Origin of the sequence: Streptomyces sp. NPDC008139 (assembly GCF_042957025.1) — a bacterium.
Taxonomy (GTDB): Bacteria; Actinomycetota; Actinomycetes; order Streptomycetales; family Streptomycetaceae; genus Actinacidiphila.
The window spans coordinates 131,130-150,858 of sequence record NZ_JBIBHM010000009.1 but is presented as its reverse complement, the minus strand read 5'-3'; the positions used below and the strand labels follow the sequence as shown (position 1 = coordinate 150,858).

Below are 19,729 nucleotides of genomic sequence, written 5' to 3'. Positions count from 1 at the left end.
AGACACTAAGTCGACAAGCGGTAGTGGTTCAACGAACACGCCGAACCTACCGTTTTTCTTTTGACCCTATGTGATCACGTCACCGGCTGCTGGGCCAGGGGTCGAATAATGCCATAAGGGGCGTCAACTCCCTGACGCCGCAGGGGCGCTGGGGGCACTCACGTCGTAGTGGGAGGCGTGTGGCTGGACCTTCAGGAGCGCATTGAGCACCGCGGCCTTCCGCGCGCCCTGTTCCGCGCTCCCCCACATCACGCTGCGTCCGCGCGAGAGTTCGACGGTGATGTTGTCGTAGGAACGGACCCGGATCGCGGTCGCCTGGCCGTGCAGCGATTCCGGAAGATCGGCGGCGACCGCAATGGCGGCCCGCAGCAGGCTCTTTGTTCCGAAATGCCGAAGGCTCGGCGACTGATCCGGCGTCAATTGCACGAGCGGTACGCCGCGCGGCGCGGTGTCGACGGTCGCGAATCGCACACCGCCCGGGTCCACTTCGGTGAACTTGTCGCCGCTTTTCAGTACGGCGGAGGCCGTTCGTTCGGTCACTTTCACCCGGACCGTGTGCGGCCACGACCGTTCCACGTCCACATGGCCGATCCGCGGCAGCGCGGCGAGCAGCCGCCTGCGGACCGCGCCGGTGTCCACGGAGACCAGCGCGCCGCCCAGCGGTACGCCCGCGGCGCGCTCGATCTGCTGCGGCGTCAGCACGTCGTTGCCCGTGACGGTCACGCGCGTGGCGCGGAACCAGGAGGAGCCGTAGACGGCCCAGGTGCCGCCCGCGACGAGGACGGTGAGGACGACCAGTGTGATGATCGCCGTCCGGCGGCTGGGGAGGGTCGGCCGGGGGCGCGGGCGCCGTCCGGTGCCGGACGCCGCCCCGTCCCGGTCGGCGCCGACCGGCTTCGCTTGCGTCCCGGTCACCCCGGTCACCCCGGCCTCCCCGCGTCGACGGATGCGGAGCGCGTCCGCGCCCCGCGGGCCCTATCGTGCCAGGCCCGGTCCGCCGCGCCGCGGGACACGCCCTCGGCGCGGCGGCCACCGTCAGCGGCGGCCCGCGGCCACCGCCTCGTACACCATGGCGACCAGCAGGTCGTCCGCGTCGCGGCGGCCGAACTCGGCGGCCGCGCGCGACATGTCGTACAGGCGGTGCGGGTCCGTCAGGACGGGCAGCACGTGTCCCAGCACCCAGTCGGGGGTGAGTTCGGCGTCGTCGACCAGCAGGCCGCCGCCGGCCTTCACCAGCGGCTGGGCGTTGAGCCGCTGTTCGCCGTTGCCGATGGGCAGCGGCACGTAGGCGGCGGGCAGTCCGACCGCGGACAGTTCGGCGACGGTCATGGCACCGGCACGGCACAGCATCATGTCGGCAGCGGCGTAGGCGAGATCCATCCGGTCGACGTAGGGGACCGGGCGGTACGGCGGCATGCCGGGCATGTTGTCGGACCGCGGGAGCTCGTTCTTGGGGCCGACCGCGTGCAGGATCTGCACGCCGGACTGCTGGAGCCGCGGCGCGACGGTGGCGATCACCTCGTTGAGCCGCCGGGCGCCCTGGGAGCCGCCGGAGACCAGCAGGGTGGGCAGGTTCTGGTCGAGGCCGAACGCGTGCCGGGCCTCGGGGCGGGCGGCGGCCCGGTCGAGGGTGGCGATGGTGCGGCGCAGCGGGATGCCGATGTAACGGGCGTCGCGCAGCTTGCTGTCGGGGGTGGAGACGGCGACCGCGTGCGCGTACCGCGAGCCGATCTTGTTGGCCAGGCCCGGCCGCGCGTTGGCCTCGTGCACGACGATCGGCACGCCGAGCCGCTTGGCGGCCAGGTAGCCGGGCAGCGCCACGTAGCCGCCGAAGCCGACCACGCAGTCCGCCTTGGTGCGTTCCAGGATCTGCTCGGCGGCCTTGATGGTGCCGCGCAGCCGTCCGGGGACGGTGATCAGTTCCGGGGTGGGGCGGCGCGGCAGCGGGACGGCCGGGATGAGCGCCAGTTCATAACCGCGTTCCGGCACCAGCCTGGTCTCCAGGCCCTTCTCGGTGCCGAGGGCCGTGATGCCCACGGTCGGGTCCTGCCTGCGCAGGGCATCGGCGAGCGCGAGCGCAGGCTCGATGTGGCCGGCGGTCCCCCCGCCGGCGAGTACGACATGCACCGAAATTCACCGCTCTCCGGACGGCCGCCTGGTGACGTACCGCCGCATCGTCCGTGTCATTGCCCCGCTGAAAGCACTACGCCCCCGCATGGCCAGGGCCGCTCGCGCTCCGGGCTCGTTTCTCGCGAAGGAGATGAGCAGCCCGATCGCGAACATGGTCGGCAGGATGGCTGAACCTCCGTAGGAGAACAGCGGGAGCGGGACTCCGGCGATCGGCAGCAGGCCGAGCACCGCACCGATGTTGATCACGGCCTGGGCCGTGATCCAGGTGGTCACGCCACCCGCTGCGAACCTGACGAAGGGGTCCTCCGTACGACCGGCCACGCGGATACCCGCGTAGCCTAGTGCCGCGAAGAGGGCGAGTACCGACAGCGTCCCCGCCAGACCCAATTCCTCCCCGGTTACGGCGAAGATGAAGTCGGTGTGCGGCTCCGGGAGTTCACCCCATTTTTCCACACTCGCCCCGAGTCCCGACCCGAACCAGCCACCGGAGGCGAGGGCGTAGATCCCGTGCACGGCCTGCCAGCACTGGTCGTTGGTGCCGGGGTCGGTGGCGGCGATGCAGTGCAGCCGGCCCATCCGGTTGGGGCTGGTGATGATGGCCAGGGCCGCCAGCGCCGCCGCGCCGGACAACACGCCCGCGAAGAGCCTGGTGGGGGCGCCCGCGAGCCAGAGCATGCCGAAGAGGATCGCGGTGAGGATCATCGTGGTGCCCATGTCGCCGCCGAGCATGATCAGTCCGAGCAGCAGGAACGTGACGGGCACGAGTGGCACCAGCAGGTGCTTCCACTGGATCAGCAGATTCCGGTCGCCCTTGCGGGCGAGCAGGTCGGCGCCCCACATCACCAGGGCCAGCTTGCCGAATTCGCTGGGCTGGATCTGGAACGGGCCGCCAATGGAGATCCAGTTGGTGTTGCCGTTGACCGTCTGCCCTATTCCGGGGACCTGGACCAGGCACATCAGGAAGACGGCGCCGAGCAGCAGCGGGTACGCGAGCGCGCGGTGCAGTCTGACCGGCATCCGGGCGGCGGCGTAGAGCAGCACGGAGCCGAGGGCGACCGCGAGGAGCTGCTTGCGGAAGTAGTACGTGGACGGCAGGCCGTAGCGCAGCGCCTGGATCATCGAGGCGGAGTACACCATCACCAGGCCGAGCACGGTGATCAGCAGGGCCGCGCCGAGGATGACGTAGTACGCCGTCAGCGGGCGGTCCCAGGCGGCGCGTACCCGCTCGGGGAGCCGGGCCGCGCCCCGGAGCGCGCTGCCGCGCTGCCGGGCCGGGTACGTGCTCATACCCGCCCCCCGCGGGGGCGGTGCGCGGGGCGGCGGGGGGACGCAGTGGCCGTCATGGGACCTCCATCGGAGCGAGGGCGCCGCACGGCACCTGCGGCTAGGGCTCGTCGCTGTCGTCGGCGCCCAGGCGCCGGACGGCTTCCGCGAACATATCGCCGCGCACGTTGTAATTGGCGAACATGTCCATCGACGCACAGGCCGGTGCCAGCAGAACGGTGTCGCCGGGCTGGGCCCGGTCGCGCGCCACGGCGACGGCGGCGGCCATCGCCCCAGTGTCGGTCCGGCCCAGCTCGACCACCGGGACCTGGGGCGCGTGTCGCGCGAGCGCTTCACGGATCAGGGCGCGGTCGGCGCCGATCAGGACGGCGGCCCGCAGCCGGTCGGCGGACTTGATGACCAGGTCGTCGAAGACCGCGCCCTTGGCGAGGCCGCCGGCGAGCCAGACGATCGACGGGTACGCGGCCAGCGACGCCTCGGCCGCGTGGGTGTTGGTGGCCTTGGAGTCGTCGACCCAGGTGATGCCGTCGCGGGTGGCGACCTCGGCGATGCGGTGCGCGTCCGGACGGAAGGCCCGCAGGCCCTCGCGTACGGCGGCCGGTTCGACGCCGTAGGCGCGGGCGAGGGCGGCGGCGGCCAGCGCGTTGGCGATGTTGTGCGGGGCCGGCGGGTTGACGTCGGCGGTCTCGGCCAGCTCCTGCGCGCTGTTGACCCGGTCGTCCACGAAGGCGCGGTCGACCAGGATGCCGTCGACCAGGCCGAAGTCGGAGGGCCGGGGCGCGTCGAGGGTGAAGCCGATCGCCCGGCAGCCCTCCTCGACGTCGGCCTCGCGAACCAGCCGCTCGGTCTCCGGGTCGGCGCGGTTGTAGACGCAGGCGACCTGGTTGCCCTGGTAGATCCGGCCCTTGTCGGCGGTGTACGCCGCCATCGAGCCGTGCCAGTCGAGGTGGTCGGGCGCCAGGTTGAGCACGGCGGCGGAGTGCGGGCGGATGCTGGGCGCCCAGTGGAGCTGGTAGCTGGACAGCTCGACGGCGAGGACGTCGTACGGCTCGTCGCCGAGGACCGCGTCGAGCAGGGAGACGCCGATGTTGCCGACGGCCGCGGTGCGCAGGCCCGCCGCGGTGAGGATCGCGGCGAGCATGCGGGTGGTGGTGGTCTTGCCGTTGGTGCCGGTGACCGCGAGCCAGGGGGCCGCGCCGGGCTTCCTGAGCCGCCAGGCCAGTTCGACGTCGCCCCAGATCTCCACGCCCGCCTTGGCGGCGGCCGTGAACAGCGGGCTGCTCGGCTTCCAGCCGGGGGCGGTGACGACGAGTTCGGTGCCCTCGGGCAGCGTCGCGCCGTCACCGAGGCGCACGGTGATGCCGAGCGCTTCCAACTCGGCCGCCTCGGCCCGCTGCCGCTCGCCCGCGACGCCGTTGACGACGGTGACGCGGGCGCCGAGGGCGTGCAGCGCCTTCGCGGCGGGCACGCCGGAGACGCCGAGCCCGGCGACGGTGACGCGCAGGTCCGTGAAGTCGGGGTTCACGAAGCCCTGCCCGGCGGCGGACGCGGAGGCCGGGGACGCCGGGGAATCGGTCGTCACGACGCGGCCACCCAGCCCGCGTAGAAGATGCCGAGTCCCACGGCCATGCACATGCCCTGGATGATCCAGAATCTGACCACGACCAGGACTTCGCTCCACCCCTTCAGTTCGAAGTGGTGCTGGAGTGGCGCCATCCGGAAGACCCGCTTGCCGGTGAGCCGGAAGGAGCCGACCTGGATGATCACGGACATCGTGATCAGGACGAAGAGGCCGCCGAGGATGGCCAGCAGCATCTCGGTGCGGGAGCAGATCGCCAGGCCCGCGAGCGCGCCGCCCAGGGCCAGCGAGCCGGTGTCGCCCATGAAGATCTTGGCCGGTGAGGTGTTCCACCACAGGAAGCCGAAGCAGGCTCCCATCAGGGCCGCCGCGACCACCGCGAGATCGAGTGGGTCGCGGACCTCGTAACACGCGCCGTTGGCGCTGACCGGGGCGCCGCACCACTGGCCGTACTGCCACACGCCGATGACGGTGTAGGCGGCGAAGACCATGGTGGAGGCGCCGGTGGCCAGGCCGTCGAGGCCGTCGGTGAGGTTCACGCCGTTGGACATCGCCAGGATCATGAACAGCGCCCAGACCACGAAGATCACCGGGCCGATGGACCAGCCGAAGTCGGTGGTGAACGACAGCTTGGTGGAGGCCGGGGTCTGGCCGCGGGAGTCCTTGAAGTTCAGCGCGAGCGCCGCGAAGGCGATGCCGACGATGAGCTGACCCGACATCTTCGCCTTGGCGCGCAGACCGAGGCTGCGCTGCTTGACGATCTTGATGTAGTCGTCGAGGAAGCCGACCAGGCCCATACCGGCGAAGAGGAAGAGCACCAGCACGCCGGACATGGTCGGCTTGTCACCGGTGATCAGCTTGGTCGCCGCGTACGCGATCAGCGTGGCCAGGATGAACGCGATACCGCCCATGGTGGGCGTGCCGCGCTTGCTGTGGTGCGCCTTCGGACCGTCGTCCCGGATCATCTGTCCGTAGCCCTTGCGGGCCAGCAGGCGGATCAACAGCGGGGTGCCGACCAGCGACAGGAAGAGCCCCAGGACGCCGGAGACGAGAATCTGCTTCACAGGGCGGCACCCTCACGGGCCGAGCCGTCGAAGCCGTCGGCTTCGAGCAGCGCCAGGGCGACGGACTCCAGGCCGACCGACCTCGATGCCTTCACCAGTACGACGTCCCCCGGGCGCACTTCGCTGCGCAACAGGTCGATCGCCGCCTCCGCGTCGGACACGTGCACCGACTCCTCACCCCACGAACCCTCGTTATAGGCGCCCATTTGCAGCCAGGCGGCTTCGGTACCGCCCACGGCCACGAGCTTGCTGACGTTGAGCCGGACGGCCAGCCGCCCCACCGCGTCGTGCTCGACGAGTGCTTCCCCGCCGAGTTCGGCCATCTTTCCGAGCACCGCCCACGTGCGCCCCCCGCGCGCCTGTGTGGATCTGCCCATCGCTGCGAGTGTGCGCAGGGCAGCCCTCATGGATTCGGGGTTCGCGTTGTAGGCGTCGTTGACGACCGTCACGCCGTCGGGCCGCTCGGTGACCTCCATGCGCCAGTGCGAGAGCGTGCCGGCCTCGGAGAGCGCGGTGGCGATCTCGTTGACGGGCATGCCCAGTTCACGGGCTACGGCGGTCGCGGCGAGCGCGTTCGACACGTGGTGCTCACCGTACAGGCGCAAGGTCACGTCGGCGCACCCGGTGGGTGTTCGCAGCGTGAAGACGGCCTGACCCCGGTCGTTGAGCCGGACATTCTCGGCGGTCACCTCGACGTCCACGCCGTCGACCGACCTGGCCGACTCGCCGAAGTACACGACGCGCGCCTTGGTACGGGAGGCCATGGCGCGTACCAGCGGGTCGTCGGCGTTGAGTACGGCGATGCCGCCCTCGGCCGCCGCGGGCAGCGCCTCGACCAGCTCGCCCTTGGCCTGGGCGATCTGCTCCCGGCCGCCGAACTCGCCGATGTGCGCGGTGCCGACATTGAGCACCAGGCCGATCCGCGGCGGGGTCAGTCCGGTCAGGTAGCTGATGTGGCCGATACCGCGGGCGCCCATCTCCAGCACCAGGTGCCGCGTGTGCTCGTCGGCGCTCAGCGCGGTCAGCGGCAGCCCGATCTCGTTGTTGAGCGAGCCCGGTGTCCACACGGTGGGCGCGTGCCGCTCCAGGAGCTGCGCGATGAGGTCCTTGGTGCTGGTCTTGCCCGCGGAGCCGGTCAGCGCCACCACGGTGGCGCCCAGCCGCTCGATGACGTGCTTGGCGAGGGCGCCGAGCGCGGTCTGTACGTCGTCCACGACGATCGCGGGTACGCCGACCGGCCGGGTGGCGAGCACCGCGACGGCGCCCGCCGCGACCACGTCGGCGGCGAAGTCGTGGCCGTCGGCCTTGGCTCCGGCGAACGCCACGAAGAGCGCGCCGGGCACCACCTCGCGGGAGTCCCTGACCACCGGGCCGGTGACACGTACTTCCGTGTCCGGTATGTCGTGCGTGCTCCCGCCGACCGCGCGTGCGACCTCGGCGAGGGTGAGGGGGATCACAGTGCTTGTCGGTCCTTCTCGATCGCGGCGCGCAGCACCTCTCGGTCGTCGAAGGGGCGTACCTCTCCGGCGATGTCCTGGCCCTGCTCATGGCCCTTGCCCGCCACCACCACGATGTCGCCGGGCTCGGCCCGTGCGACGGCGGCGGCGACGGCGGCTGCTCTGTCGGGTTCGACGATGACGTGCCCGCGCTGCTGCGCGGGGACCTCGCACGCGCCGTTCAGCATCGCGGCGAGGATGGCCAGCGGGTCCTCCGACCGCGGGTTGTCTGAGGTCAGTACGGCGGTGTCGGCGAGCCGGGCGACCGCCGCGCCCATCGGCCCGCGCTTGGTGGTGTCGCGGTCGCCTCCGCAGCCGAGCACGGCGTGGATCCGGCCGCGGGTGGTCTTGCGCAGGGCGCGCAGCATCAGCTCCACGGCGTCGGTCTTGTGCGCGTAGTCCACGACCGCCAGATACGGCTGTCCCGCGTCGACCCGCTCCAGGCGGCCGGGGACGCCGGGGACGGCGGCGATGCCGTCGGCGGCGGTCTGCGGGTCGAGTCCCGCGGCGGCCAGCGCGGTGATCGCGGCCAGGGTGTTGGCGACGTTGAAGGGGCCGGGCAGCGGCGCGGTGGCGTCCACCCGCTCGCCCTTGGGGCCGAGCACGGTGAAGGTGCTGCCGTGCAGCCCCGCCTCGACGTCCTCGGCCCGCCAGTCCGCGTCCAGCCGCCCCTCGGCGGAGAAGGTGACCAGCGGCACGGTGGCCTCGCCGACCAGCCTGCGGCCGTACGCGTCGTCCAGGTTGACCACGCCGAGCCGGCTGCGGCGCGGGGTGAAGAGCTGCGCCTTGGCCTGGAAGTAGTCCTCCATGCCCGCGTGGAACTCCATGTGCTCGGGGCTGAGGTTGTTGAAGACGGCCACGTCGAACACCGCCCCGTCGACCCGGCCGAGCACCAGGGCGTGGCTGGAGACCTCCATGACCACCGACTCGACACCGCGTTCGCGCATCACGGCGAAGAGCGCCTGGAGGTCGGTGGCCTCCGGTGTGGTGCGCTCGCTCTTGATCCGGTCGTCGCCGATCCGGGTCTCGACGGTGCCGATGAGGCCGGTGCCGCCGTCGCGCGCGGCCCGCAGGCCGCCCTCGACGAGGTAGGCGGTGGTGGTCTTGCCCGACGTGCCGGTGATTCCGACCCGCAGCAGGCCGTCGCCCGGCTGGTCGTAGACGGCGGCGGCCAGCTCGCCCATCCGGGCCCGCGGGTCGTCCACGGTCAGGACGGGCAGTCCGGTGGCGGCGGCGCGCTCGGTGCCCGCCGGGTCGGTCAGTACGGCGACGGCTCCGGCGGCGGCGGCCTGCGCGGCGAAGTCCGCGCCGTGGAAGCGCGCGCCGGGCAGCGCCGCGTACAGGTCACCGGGGCGGACCGCGCGCGAGTCGTGCGTGATGCCGGTGACCTGCGCGGTGGGGCCCTCCGGCACCCGCGTAGCGAGAGGTCCGGCGAGTTCCGCGAGTTCGTGCAGGGTTTTGGGGCGGATACGCGTCGGGCGCGGCGCGCCCGGCTGGGTGAGGGTGGGCTGATCAGCTTTGGGCACGGCGGTGAGGTTACCGGGCTGGCCGGGGTGCGAGCCAGAATTCATGATCACCGCGCCTTGTCCGTGCCGGGCTTCGCGGTGCCGGGCGGCGTCGCGGGCTGGGCCGGGTCGAAGTCGACCGGCAGATGGGGGGCCTTGGTGCCGGACGGCGGGACCTTCAGCGTCTTGAGCGCGAATTCCATGACCTGCTTGAAGACCGGGCCGCAGATGGAGCCGCCGAAGTAGCTGCCCCTGGTCGGGTTCTGGATCACGCAGGAGACCGTGACGCGCGGGTTGTCGGCGGGCGCGAAGCCCAGGAACGACGAGGTGTAGCCCTTGTACTTGCCGGTCTCCGGGTCCACCCGGTTGGCCGTACCGGTCTTGCCCGCGACGCGGTATCCGGCGATCCGCGCGTGGAGTCCGGTGCCCTGTTCGTCGCCGACGACCGATTCGAGCATCGTGGAGAGCGTCTTGGCGGTCTGCGCGCTGACCACCCGGGTCTTCTTGGCCGGGTCCGCGGGGACGTAGCGGCCGTCGGGTCCCGTGGTGCCGCGGATCAGCGTGGGCTGGACGCGTACGCCCCCGTTGGCGATCGTCGAGTAGACCGAGGTGGCCTGGAGCGCGTTGACCGACAGGCCCTGGCCGAACGGGATGGTGAACTGCTGGGAGGCGTTCCAGTCCTGCGGCTTGGCCAGGATGCCGGGTGTCTCGCCGGGGAAGCCGATGCCGGTGGGGTCGCCGATGCCGAATTTCTTCAGGTACGAGTAGAGCACCCGGTTGGCCTGCGGCTGGGTCGTGCCGAGCTGCTGGCTGGCCAGGATGGTGCCGATGTTGCTGGACTTGGCCAGGACGCCGTTGAGCGTCAGGTACCAGGTGCCGTGGTCGACGTCGTCGTGGAAGACCCGGTCGGCGCGCGGCAGGGTGCCGGGGACAGTGACCCGGGTGTCGGGGGTGGCGGTGCCGGTGTCGAGGATCGCGGCCATCGACATCAGCTTGCTGACGCTGCCGGGCTCGTACGCGTCCTGCATCGCCGCGTTGCCCAGCGCGCGCGGGTCGGCGTGGGCGAGGTCGCCGGGGTCGAAGCCGGGGGCGTCGGCCATGGCCAGCACCTCGCCGGTCCTGGAGTCCTGGACGATCACATAGCCGCGGTCGGCCTTGGACTTCTGCACCTGGGCGGTGATCGCGCTCTGGGCGGCCCACTGGATGTCCCGGTCCAGGGTCAGTTCGACGTCGGAGCCGGGCACGGCTGGGTGTTCCTGGACGCCCGCGGTGGGCACCTGGCGGCCGTCGGACTGGGCGTAGCGGATCTTGCCGTTCTTGCCCGCGAGTTCCTTGTTGAGCATGGATTCGAGGCCGCCGCCGCCCACACCCTGGCTGTTGACGAAGCCGAGGACGCCGGCGGCCAGGTCGCCGCCGGGGTAGACGCGTTTGGTGTGGGTCTCGCTGAAGACCCCGGCCAGCACGTTGGCGCCCTGTCCCCTGGCGTACTTGGCGGCGAACGCCTTCTTCAGGTCCTTGATCTGGTTCCAGACCTGCGGGGACTGCTGGCGGGCGATCACCTGGTAGCGGGACTTGGGGGTGGCCAGCGCCTCGGCGATGGCCGTCGGGTCGCCGCCGACGATCGGCGCGAGCAGTTCGGCGGCCTGGAGCGGCGCGTCCTTGGTCTTGGTCTGCTCCGGGGTGAACAGATACGGGTCGGCGGTGATGTCGTACGCGTCCACGGTCGTGGCCAGGTCGACGCCGGAGCGGTCGGTGATGGTGCCGCGGTCGGCGGTGACGTCGTGGGTCACCCAGCGGTTCACCGCGGCCTTGGCCGCGTAGGTGGAGGCGTCCACGGCCTGGACCTGGAGCAGCCGGATCACGAAGGCGGCCATCACCAGGGTGAGGGCGACGCCGACCAGCCGCAGCCGGGGCTTGGGCCTGCCGAGCCTGACCAGCCGGGGGCCGCGGGGGGCCCGGGGCGGCGGGGCGGTGCGGCGCGGGCGGGGGGCGGCGGGGCGCTGGCCGAGCCGCTGGCCCGCGCGCTGGGCGGGGCGGGGCGCGGCGCCTTCGGGGCGCGGGCGGCGGATCCGGCCCGCGGGGGCTCCTGCGGCTCCGGCTGCCGCGTTGCCCGCTCCGGACGCGCGGGGGCGCGGCGCGCCGGGGCGCGGGGCGCGGCCCGGCTGCGGTCGTCTCGGCTCGCTCACCGGCCGGCCCTCCGCGCGGGGCGCGGGGAACGGGCGGTCGGGGAGGGTGGCTGAGGCTTCACGAAGTCACCTGCCGGGGGGAGTGGGAGTGGTCGTGGCGGCGGCGTGCGCGCCGCCGGCGGTCGTGGGGGCCGAAGGAGCGGTGCCGGGCGGCGACCCGGTCGCGGCGGCGGCGGCCGCCCCGGTCGGGGTGCCGCTCGGCGGGGTCGCGGTGGGCGTGCCGGTCGGGGTCGGCGGCGCCTTGCTGGTCGGCGGCGGCGCGGGCGGCGCCGTGGCCTCCTCGGGGGTGCCCCGGACGCTGCCGTCCGGGTTGAGGAAGGCCGGGTTGCCGCCCGGCACCATGCCGAGCTGCCGGGCGCGCTGTTCCAGGCCGCCGGGGGCCGCGTACTGATCGACCTCCTGCTGGAGCTGCTGCTGCTCGTCCGTGTAACCGTTCGTCTCCTTTTGAAGCTTGTTCAGCTCGAAGGAGTCCTGGTTGACCGCTCCGTTGAGCAGCAGCAGGGAGAGCAGGCCGCCCGCGAGGAGGGTCACGACAAGAAGGACGAACGGCATACGGGCGGCGGTTGCGGACCGGGCGGACCCGCGGCCCGCGGACGGCCGTACGGACAGGCCGGGCGCGCGCGGCGGCCCGGGCACCTTCGCGGTCCCGCGGCGCGGCTCCCCGCGGCCCTGGCGCGGCGGCCGGTCCTGGCGGGCGGCCCGCTCGCGGGACGGTTCCTGACCGGCGGCCCGCTTACGGGGCGGTTCCTGGCGCGGGGCGCGGCCACGGGCGGGGTCCTCGCGGGGGCTCCGTCCGCGCGCCGGTTCCTCGCGTGCCCGGCCGTCGCCCGGCCGGCCCTCCGGTGACCGGTCCCGGCGTGCCCGGTCGTCGCCGGGGGGCCGTCGCCGGTCCCCCGGCCGGTCCTGGCTCACCGCGCGTCCTCGCGGATCCGCTCGGCGCCGCGCAGCCGGGCGGGCGCGGCCCGCCGGTTCTCGGCGATCTCGTCCTCGGTGGGCAGTTCCGCGCCGCGGGTGAGCAGCTTCAGGCGGGGCTGGTACTGCTCGGGCACCACCGGCAGGCCGGGCGGCGCGGTCGTGGCGGCCCCGGCCGCGAGGACCTGCTTGACCAGCCGGTCCTCCAGCGACTGGTACGACAGCACGGCGATCCGGCCGCCGACCGCGAGCGCCCCGACGGCCGCGGGAACCGCCCGCTCCAGCACCGACAGCTCGCCGTTGACCTCGATCCGCAGGGCCTGGAAGGTCCGCTTGGCCGGGTTGCCGCCGGTGCGCATCGCGGCCTGCGGCAGCGCCGTACGGATCAGCTCCACCAGGCGCGCGCTGTTGCTGAACGGTTCCCGTTCCCGCTCGCGCACCACCGCGTCCACGATCTTGCGGGCGAATTTCTCCTCGCCGTACGCGCGCAGGATGCGCACCAGGTCGCCCGGCGGATACGTGTTGAGCACCTCGGCGGCGCTGATCCCGGTGGTCTGGTCCATCCGCATGTCCAGCGGCGCGTCCTGCGCGTAGGCGAAGCCGCGGCCGGCCTCGTCGAGCTGCATGGAGGAGACGCCGAGGTCGAACAGGACGCCCTGGACGCGGACGATGCCGAGCCGGTCCAGGACGTCGGGCAGTTCGTCGTAGACCGCGTGCACGAGGGTGGCGCGGTCGCCGAAGGGCGCCAGGCGCTCGGAGGAGAGCTTCAGCGCCTCGGTGTCGCGGTCGAGCGCGACCAGCCGGGCGGCGGGGAACGTGCTGAGCAGCGCCTCGCTGTGGCCGCCGAGGCCGAGGGTGGCGTCCACGACGACCGCGCCCGGCTCGGCGAGCGCGGGTGCCAGCAGGTCCAGGCAGCGCCGGAGCATGACCGGCACATGGCGCGGCTGGGGCTGCGCGGGGGTGGTGTCGCTCATGGGGCCCTTCTCGGCGGTACGAGGGACGTAGAACCGGGTCCCCGCCCGCTCGAAAGGAAATGTTCCCCTGGCACCGGGGAAGTGGTGCCAGCGGAGCGGCAGAGCGGGAGGAGGCCGGGCCGTACGTCCGCGCGGTGGTACGGAGTGAAAGCGTGGGGTGCGCGCAGGTGCGCCGGGGCGCGGACCGGTCGGGCCGCGCTCACAGTAATCCGGGCGGAACCTCCTCGGACAGGGCCGAAAAGGTGTCTTCCTGGGCCGCGAGATAGCCCTCCCATGCGGTCGCGGACCAGATCTCCACCCGGCTGCCCGCGCCGATCACCGCGCAGTCCCTGACCAGCCCGGCGTAGGCGCGCAGCGGCTGCGGCACCGTGACCCGGCCCTGCTTGTCGGGGACCTCGTCATGCGCCCCGGCGAACAGCACGCGCAGGTAGTCCCGCGCGCCCTTCGAGGTCAGCGGGGCGTCGGACAGGCTTCTGGTGGCGGCCTTGAAGCCGTCGACCGACCACACGCACAAGCAGCGTTCCTGCCCCTTGGTGATCACCAGTCCGTCGGCGAACTGCTCGCGGAACCTGGCGGGCAGCACCAGCCGGTTCTTGTCGTCGAGCCGCGGGGTGTACGTCCCGAGGAACATGCACACCTCCAGCAGACGGCACCACTTCGCGCCACTTTACTCCACCGGCCCCCACGGTCAACGCAGAGCGGGGCCGGGCGCGTCACGTCCCGCGCGACCTCCGCGTCACCCCTCGTGTCTCCTCGCGCCACCCCCTTTCCGGTGGACTCCGGAGGGCGTGTGGGCTACCTCACACACCGTGGAATTGCCGATGCTTATCCTTTATGAGCCGAAATTTCGTGGGAACTCACAGCAGGTGGAACGGCACCCGGAGCCGTACCGTCAGAGACATGTCGATATCTGCCAGTGGTTCCCCAGCGCCGACCGACGTCAGCGGCCGCTCCGGAGACACCGCCACCGCGTCCGTTACCGACCGGCTCGTCGAAGCCAACCAGCACTACGCCGACGCGTTCCAAGACCCCGGCATGGATGCCAGGCCCGTTCTGAAGGTCGCCGTCGTGGCCTGCATGGACGCCCGCATCGACCTGCACCGGGCGCTCGGCCTGGAGCTGGGCGACTGCCACACCATCCGCAACGCGGGCGGCGTGGTCACCGACGACACCATCCGCTCCCTCACCATCAGCCAGCGCGCGCTGGGCACCCGCTCCGTCGTGCTGATCCACCACACCAACTGCGGCCTGCAGAGCATCACCGAGGACTTCCGTACCGAACTGGAACGGGAGGTCGGCCAGCGGCCGACCTGGTCGGTGGAGGCATTCACCGATATCGACCAGGATGTCCGGCAGTCGATGAACCGGGTGCGCACCTCGCCCTTCCTCGCGCACACCGACGACGTGCGCGGGTTCGTCTTCGACGTGCACACTGGTCTACTCCGGGAAATCACGAACAAGTAACGGCAGGCGAGTGACGTGGGGTGCCGCGTAAGGGAAGAATGCATCATGCGGCACCGCACTGCCTCGCCCGGCGCGAGCACGAGCGGCACGCAAGTGGGGTGGGCCGGTCCAGGGATGACCGTGTCCCGAGGAACATGGCCTAGGAGTACCGGGTGACGACCTTTGACGCACGAGCAAGCCTGAGCGATCTGACGACGACCGCTGACCGGGTGCGCCGCAGTGTGGAGAACGTGATCGAGGGCAAGCCCGAAGTCGTCCGCATCGCACTGACGGTGCTGCTCGCCGAGGGGCATCTACTGATCGAGGACGTGCCGGGTGTCGGTAAGACGATGCTGTCCAAGGCCCTGGCACGGTCGATCGACTGTTCGGTGCGGCGCATCCAGTTCACACCCGACCTGCTGCCGTCCGACATCACCGGAGTGAGCGTCTTCGACCAGCAGCGGCGGGACTTCGAGTTCAAGCCGGGCGCGATCTTCGCGCAGATCGTGGTCGGCGACGAGATCAACCGCGCCTCGCCCAAGACCCAGTCGGCGCTGCTGGAGTCGATGGAGGAGCGGCAGGTCACCGTGGACGGCACCACGTACGAACTGCCGAGCCCCTTCATGGTGATCGCCACCCAGAACCCGGTGGAGATGGAGGGCACCTATCCGCTGCCCGAGGCGCAGCGGGACCGGTTCACCGCCCGGGTCTCGATCGGTTACCCCAGCCCGGACGCCGAGTTGAAGATGCTCGACGTGCACGGCGGTGTCTCGCCGCTCGACGACCTCCAGCCCGTCGCGCACGCCCACGAGATCGTCAAGCTCGTCGAGGCCGTACGGATGGTGCATGTCTCGGAGCCGGTACGGCGGTACGCGGTGACGCTGGTCGGCGCCACCCGCAACCACCCCGATCTGCGGCTCGGCGCCTCGCCGCGCGCCACCTTGCACCTGGTGCGGGCCGCCAGGGCCTCCGCAGCGCTGGACGGCCGGGACTACGTGCTGCCCGACGACGTGCAGGGCCTGGCCTCCTCCGTGCTGGCGCACCGCCTGCTGCCCACCGCGCAGGCGCAGTTGAACCGGCGCACCCCCGAACAGGTGGTCGCCGAGATCGTGCAGCGCGTCCCGGTGCCCGACCCGGCGGCCGGTGGCTGGCCGCAGAAGCCGTCCGCCCGCCCGCAGGGCCTGCGGGGCCTGTGATGGCCACGCCCGGCGCCGGGACCCCGCCGCCGACCCGACCGCCGCAACCCGCGCCGCAGCCGCAGCGCGGCCCGGCGCAGGGCCGCCAGGGCGGCCCGCCGGGCGCCGCGGGACCGCAGCAGGCGAGCGGCGGATTCCGTACCGCGCTCGGCGGACTCACCACCCGAGGCCGGTCCTTCGTCGCTGCCGGGGTCGCCGCCGGGATATGCGCCTACGTGCTCGGCCAGCCCGACCTGCTGCGGGTCGGACTGCTGCTGGCGATCCTGCCGCTGGTCTGCGTCGCCGTCCTCTACCGCACCCGCTACCGGGTCGCGGGCAGCAGGCGGCTCGCCCCCTCGCGGGTGCCCGCCATGTCGGAGTCCCGCGTGCACCTGCGGGTCGACAACGTCTCGCGCATCCCCACCGGACTGCTGATGCTCCAGGACCGGGTGCCGTACGTGCTCGGCCCGCGCCCGCGCTTCGTGCTGGACCGGGTGGAGCCCGGCGGCCACCGCGAGGTGTCCTACCGGGTCCGCTCCGACCTGCGGGGCCGCTACCCGCTCGGCCCGCTGCAACTGCGGCTGACCGACCCCTTCGGCATGTGCGAACTGACCCGCTCCTTCAGCGCGTTCGACACGCTCACCGTGGTGCCGCGCGTCGAGGCGCTGCCGCCGGTACGCCTGGCCGGTGAGGCCAACGGCTACGGCGAGAGCCGCACCCGCGCACTGGCCTTCGCCGGCGAGGACGACGTCATCCCGCGCGGCTACCGGCACGGCGACGACCTGCGCCGGGTGCACTGGCGCTCCACCGCCAAGTACGGCGAGCTGATGGTGCGCCGCGAGGAGCAGCCGCACCGCGCGCGCTGCACCGTCCTGCTGGACACCCGGCGCTCCGCCTACTACGGCGCGGGCCCCGACTCGGCGTTCGAGTGGGCGGTCTCGGCCGCCGCCTCGGTCTCCACCCACATGCTGGAACGCGGCTTCGCGGTACGGCTGCTGACCGACACCGGCAGCAGCGTCCCCGGCCCCGAGGGCACCGGCGGATACGTCGGCGACTCCTCGGACATGGCGGGCGTCCTGCTGGACACCCTTGCCGTGGTCGACCACTCCGACGACCTGGCGCAGTCGCCCGGCTCCGGCCCCGACGGCGCGCACGGCGACGGCCTGTCCCGCGCCTACGAGGTGCTGCGGTCCAGCCACGAGGGCCTGCTGGTGGCCTTCCTCGGCGACCTGGAGGAGGAGCAGGCGGCCAACGTCGGCCGGATGCGGCAACGGGCGGGCGGCGCCGTCGCGTTCGTCCTGGACAGCGACGACTGGACGGCCCGCGAGCCGGGCGCCCGGTCGGAACCCCCGGCCGAGCACGGCGCGCGGGAGACCGGCGCCGAGGACGACGACACCCCGACACCGCTGCGGATGCTCCGCGAGGCGGGCTGGACGGTGCTGTCGGTACGCGCCGGGGACTCGCTGCCGGAACTGTGGCAGCGGGCCGACCGTTACCGCTCACGCGAGGAACAGCAAGAGGCAGGGGCCACAACATGAGCGGACGTGCCCGGCTGACGGTGTGTGCGGCGGCCGCCTCCGTGATGGCCGCCTGCTCGCTGCTGCCGCTGGCCACCCCCGCGGGCTGGATGTTCCAGGCCGTGCTCTTCGTGGCACTCCAGTCCGGGGTCGGCGCACTGGCCCGACGGGTGCCGCTGGCCCGGCCGTTGACCGTCCTCGCGCAGGCGGTGGTCTCGCTGCTCGTGCTGACCGTGATGTTCGCGCCGCACCAGGCACTGGGCGGCGTCATCCCCGGTCCCAACGCCTTCGTCCACCTCAGCGACCTGGTACGCGACGGGCTGACCGACGTCAGCCAGTTCGCCATCCCGGCGCCGGTCACGCCCGGCATCAGGATGCTGCTGGTCGGCGGTGTGCTGGTGGTCGCGCTCGCGGTGGACACACTGGCCGTCACGTACAACAGCGCGGCCCCCGCGGGACTTCCGCTGCTGGCGCTGTACTCGGTGGCCGCGGGGCTGTCCAACGGCGGTGCGCGGTGGCTGTACTTCGTGGTCGCCGCCGCCGGTTACCTGCTGCTGCTCCTGGCCGAGGGCCGGGACCGGCTCTCGCGCTGGGGCCGGGTGTTCGGCGGCGGTCCGCCGGCCAACGGCTGGGGCGGCTCCGCCAACCCGGCCTCCGGCAGCCGGGCGCTGGCCCCGGTGCGCACCGGCCGCAGGATCGGCGTGATGGCGCTGGGCCTGGCCCTGGTCGCGCCCGCCGTGCTGCCGTCGCTGGGCAGCGGCCTGCTGGACACCTCGGGCACCGGTACGGGACCGGGACGCGGCGGCACGATCTCCGCGGTCAACCCGGTGGTGGCCCTCCAGGACAACCTCAACCAGCAGGACAACCGCGAAGTCCTCACGTACAGGACCAACTCCACCGATCTGTCCAGCATGTACTTGCGGATCGTGGCGCTCGACCAGTTCGACGGCACGCAGTGGCAGCCGTCGAAGCGGAAGATCGAGGACATCCCGTCGGTGCTGCCGCAGCCCGCGGGCATGGCCTCCGATGTGAAGTACTCCAAGGTCCAGACGACGGTGAAGGTCGACGACGGCTACGCGCAGGGCTGGCTGCCGATGCCCTTCCCGGCGCTGGGCGTCGACGTGTCGGGGCACTGGCGGTTCGAGCCCGAGGGCCGGACGATCATCGGCGACCGCGGGCAGAACACCTCGGGTCTGACGTACGCGGTGACGAGCATGCAGGTGCAGCCGACGGCCGCGCAGCTCGCCGCCGCGCCCCCGGCCACCGGACGGGTCGCCGAGGAGTACACCAAGGTGCCCGGCTCGCTGCCGAAGGTGGTCGCGGAGACCGCGCAGCAGGTGACGGAGTCGGCGAACAACGACTACGAGAAGGCGCTGGCGCTCCAGCGGTACTTCACCTCGGGCGCGTTCGTCTACAACACCAAGGCGCAGTCGGGCACCGGCGTGGACGCCATAGCGCGGTTCCTGCGCACCAAGGAAGGCTTCTGCATCCACTTCGCCTTCACCATGGCGGCGATGGCCCGCACGCTGCACATCCCGGCGCGGGTGGCGGTCGGCTTCACCCCCGGCTCGCAGCAGGGCTCGGACGGCACGATGTCGGTGGGCCTCAAGGACGCGCACGCCTGGCCCGAGCTGTACTTCGAGGGCATCGGCTGGACCCGCTTCGAGCCGACCCCGTACCGGGGTACGGCCCCCTCGTACACCCAGACCACGACGCCCTCGGGCACCAACGAGCCCGCCGACCAGGGGCAGCACGGCACGGCGACGACGCCGACCCCGACGCCGTCTGCGAGCGCGAGCTGCGGCAGCGACAACCGGGCGCAGAGCTCCTGCGACAACACGGCGGTGGCCGCTTCCGGCGGTTCCGGCGGCGGCGGGTTCGGCGGCGGCAGGATCGCCGTGCTCACGCTGCTCGCGCTGCTGGTGCTGGCCGTCCCGCTGCTGCCCATGCTCTGGCGGCGCCGACAGCGGTCCAGACGGCTCGGCGGCGGACGTGACAGGGCCGAAGGGCTCGTCCTGTCCGCCTGGCGCGAGGTGGTCGACACCGGCTGGGACTACGGCGTACCGCCGGACGACTCCGAGACCCCGCGGCGGGCGATGGCCCGGCTGGTCCAGGACGGCGGTCTGACCGGCCAGGCCGCGGTCTCCGCGGGCGCCCTGGCCACGGCGGTGGAGCAGGTGCTCTACTCGCCCAGGCCCCAGCCGGTCACCGGGTTGCCGGCCGACGTCCGGCACGTCCGCGAGGGCCTGCACGCGGCGGCCGGGCGCCGCGGTCGCCTTCGGGCGGTGCTTGTGCCGCGTTCCTCCGCCCGGGTGATCTGGCACCTTTCGGACCGGTGGTCCGCGTTCACTCTTCGTCTGTCCGAGGCCGGGCATCGCCTTGTCGCTCCGCTGAGGAGGCGCCTGACCCGCCAGGCGTAAGTCCCCACCGCGCGGGTGGGGCGCCCCTCAGGGGGCTGCACTGT

At 72.6% G+C, this 19,729-nt stretch carries 15 protein-coding genes; 4 read left to right on the top strand and 11 right to left on the bottom strand.

The genetic code is table 11. The features are described 5' to 3' along the window. Positions 1-123: 123 nt before the first annotated feature. From ACFZBB_RS20670 to mraZ, 11 genes are all read right to left on the bottom strand, one after another. On the bottom strand, positions 124-915 hold the full coding sequence (locus tag ACFZBB_RS20670) for an FtsQ-type POTRA domain-containing protein (protein WP_391124258.1): 792 nt from the start codon (positions 913-915) through the stop codon (positions 124-126). Between the two features lie 120 nt (positions 916-1,035). Next, positions 1,036-2,127 carry an undecaprenyldiphospho-muramoylpentapeptide beta-N-acetylglucosaminyltransferase gene (gene murG, locus ACFZBB_RS20665; protein WP_355334117.1) on the bottom strand — a complete coding sequence of 364 codons (1,092 nt, stop codon included), beginning with the start codon at positions 2,125-2,127 and terminating at the stop codon, positions 1,036-1,038. A 6-nt stretch (positions 2,128-2,133) separates the two neighbouring features. Continuing rightward, entirely contained in the window at positions 2,134-3,417 is a 1,284-nt protein-coding gene (gene ftsW / locus ACFZBB_RS20660; protein ID WP_355334118.1) for a putative lipid II flippase FtsW, read from the bottom strand. A gap of 97 nt (positions 3,418-3,514) precedes the next feature. Then, positions 3,515-4,939, bottom strand: coding sequence for a UDP-N-acetylmuramoyl-L-alanine--D-glutamate ligase (gene murD, locus ACFZBB_RS20655; protein WP_391124716.1), 1,425 nt, complete (start codon positions 4,937-4,939; stop codon positions 3,515-3,517). A gap of 53 nt (positions 4,940-4,992) precedes the next feature. Continuing rightward, positions 4,993-6,057 (bottom strand): phospho-N-acetylmuramoyl-pentapeptide-transferase, encoded by a 1,065-nt coding sequence (mraY, locus tag ACFZBB_RS20650; RefSeq protein ID WP_188282125.1) that lies wholly within the window; start codon positions 6,055-6,057, stop codon positions 4,993-4,995. Continuing rightward, positions 6,054-7,514: a UDP-N-acetylmuramoyl-tripeptide--D-alanyl-D-alanine ligase gene (gene murF / locus ACFZBB_RS20645; RefSeq protein ID WP_391124255.1), complete on the bottom strand. Its 1,461-nt coding sequence runs from the start codon at positions 7,512-7,514 to the stop codon at positions 6,054-6,056. Before murF ends, mraY begins: the two co-directional genes overlap by 4 nt. After that, entirely contained in the window at positions 7,511-9,124 is a 1,614-nt protein-coding gene (locus tag ACFZBB_RS20640; protein WP_391124252.1) for a UDP-N-acetylmuramoyl-L-alanyl-D-glutamate--2,6-diaminopimelate ligase, read from the bottom strand. The genes murF and ACFZBB_RS20640 overlap by 4 nt, the downstream gene beginning before the upstream one ends. 2 nt (positions 9,125-9,126) lie before the next feature. Then, positions 9,127-11,244 carry a penicillin-binding transpeptidase domain-containing protein gene (locus tag ACFZBB_RS20635; protein ID WP_391124249.1) on the bottom strand — a complete coding sequence of 706 codons (2,118 nt, stop codon included), beginning with the start codon at positions 11,242-11,244 and terminating at the stop codon, positions 9,127-9,129. Between the two features lie 66 nt (positions 11,245-11,310). Continuing rightward, positions 11,311-11,796, bottom strand: a complete 486-nt coding sequence (locus tag ACFZBB_RS20630; protein ID WP_391124246.1) for a cell division protein FtsL — start codon at positions 11,794-11,796, stop codon at positions 11,311-11,313. A 356-nt stretch (positions 11,797-12,152) separates the two neighbouring features. Further along, positions 12,153-13,130: a 16S rRNA (cytosine(1402)-N(4))-methyltransferase RsmH gene (gene rsmH, locus ACFZBB_RS20625; RefSeq protein ID WP_391124243.1), complete on the bottom strand. Its 978-nt coding sequence runs from the start codon at positions 13,128-13,130 to the stop codon at positions 12,153-12,155. 199 nt (positions 13,131-13,329) lie between these two features. Further along, a complete protein-coding gene (gene mraZ, locus ACFZBB_RS20620; RefSeq protein WP_355334133.1) occupies positions 13,330-13,761 on the bottom strand; it encodes a division/cell wall cluster transcriptional repressor MraZ in 432 nt (143 codons plus the stop codon). Positions 13,762-14,030: 269 nt separating this feature from the next. Between mraZ and ACFZBB_RS20615 the strand changes: the two genes are divergently transcribed. From ACFZBB_RS20615 to ACFZBB_RS20600, 4 genes are all read left to right on the top strand, one after another. After that, positions 14,031-14,594 (top strand): carbonic anhydrase, encoded by a 564-nt coding sequence (locus tag ACFZBB_RS20615; RefSeq protein ID WP_391124240.1) that lies wholly within the window; start codon positions 14,031-14,033, stop codon positions 14,592-14,594. Between the two features lie 152 nt (positions 14,595-14,746). Next, positions 14,747-15,769 carry a MoxR family ATPase gene (locus tag ACFZBB_RS20610; RefSeq protein WP_188283215.1) on the top strand — a complete coding sequence of 341 codons (1,023 nt, stop codon included), beginning with the start codon at positions 14,747-14,749 and terminating at the stop codon, positions 15,767-15,769. Continuing rightward, positions 15,769-17,286 carry a DUF58 domain-containing protein gene (locus tag ACFZBB_RS20605; RefSeq protein ID WP_391124237.1) on the top strand — a complete coding sequence of 506 codons (1,518 nt, stop codon included), beginning with the start codon at positions 15,769-15,771 and terminating at the stop codon, positions 17,284-17,286. The genes ACFZBB_RS20610 and ACFZBB_RS20605 overlap by 1 nt, the downstream gene beginning before the upstream one ends. Further along, complete coding sequence (locus ACFZBB_RS20600; RefSeq protein ID WP_391124234.1) at positions 17,283-19,685, top strand: transglutaminaseTgpA domain-containing protein; 2,403 nt, start codon at positions 17,283-17,285, stop codon at positions 19,683-19,685. Before ACFZBB_RS20605 ends, ACFZBB_RS20600 begins: the two co-directional genes overlap by 4 nt. Positions 19,686-19,729: the final 44 nt, after the last annotated feature.

What these genes read in the sequence shown, in the direction of transcription:
- rsmH (WP_391124243.1), bottom strand. Translation starts at nt 13,130, where the DNA reads ATGAGCGACACCACCCCCGCGCAGCCCCAGCCGCGCCATGTGCCGGTC.
- ftsW (WP_355334118.1), bottom strand. Translation starts at nt 3,417, where the DNA reads ATGAGCACGTACCCGGCCCGGCAGCGCGGCAGCGCGCTCCGGGGCGCG.
- ACFZBB_RS20615 (WP_391124240.1), top strand. Translation starts at nt 14,031, where the DNA reads ATGTCGATATCTGCCAGTGGTTCCCCAGCGCCGACCGACGTCAGCGGC.
- ACFZBB_RS20640 (WP_391124252.1), bottom strand. Translation starts at nt 9,124, where the DNA reads ATGAATTCTGGCTCGCACCCCGGCCAGCCCGGTAACCTCACCGCCGTG.
- ACFZBB_RS20605 (WP_391124237.1), top strand. Translation starts at nt 15,769, where the DNA reads ATGGCCACGCCCGGCGCCGGGACCCCGCCGCCGACCCGACCGCCGCAA.
- ACFZBB_RS20630 (WP_391124246.1), bottom strand. Translation starts at nt 11,796, where the DNA reads ATGCCGTTCGTCCTTCTTGTCGTGACCCTCCTCGCGGGCGGCCTGCTC.
- mraZ (WP_355334133.1), bottom strand. Translation starts at nt 13,761, where the DNA reads ATGTTCCTCGGGACGTACACCCCGCGGCTCGACGACAAGAACCGGCTG.
- ACFZBB_RS20600 (WP_391124234.1), top strand. Translation starts at nt 17,283, where the DNA reads ATGAGCGGACGTGCCCGGCTGACGGTGTGTGCGGCGGCCGCCTCCGTG.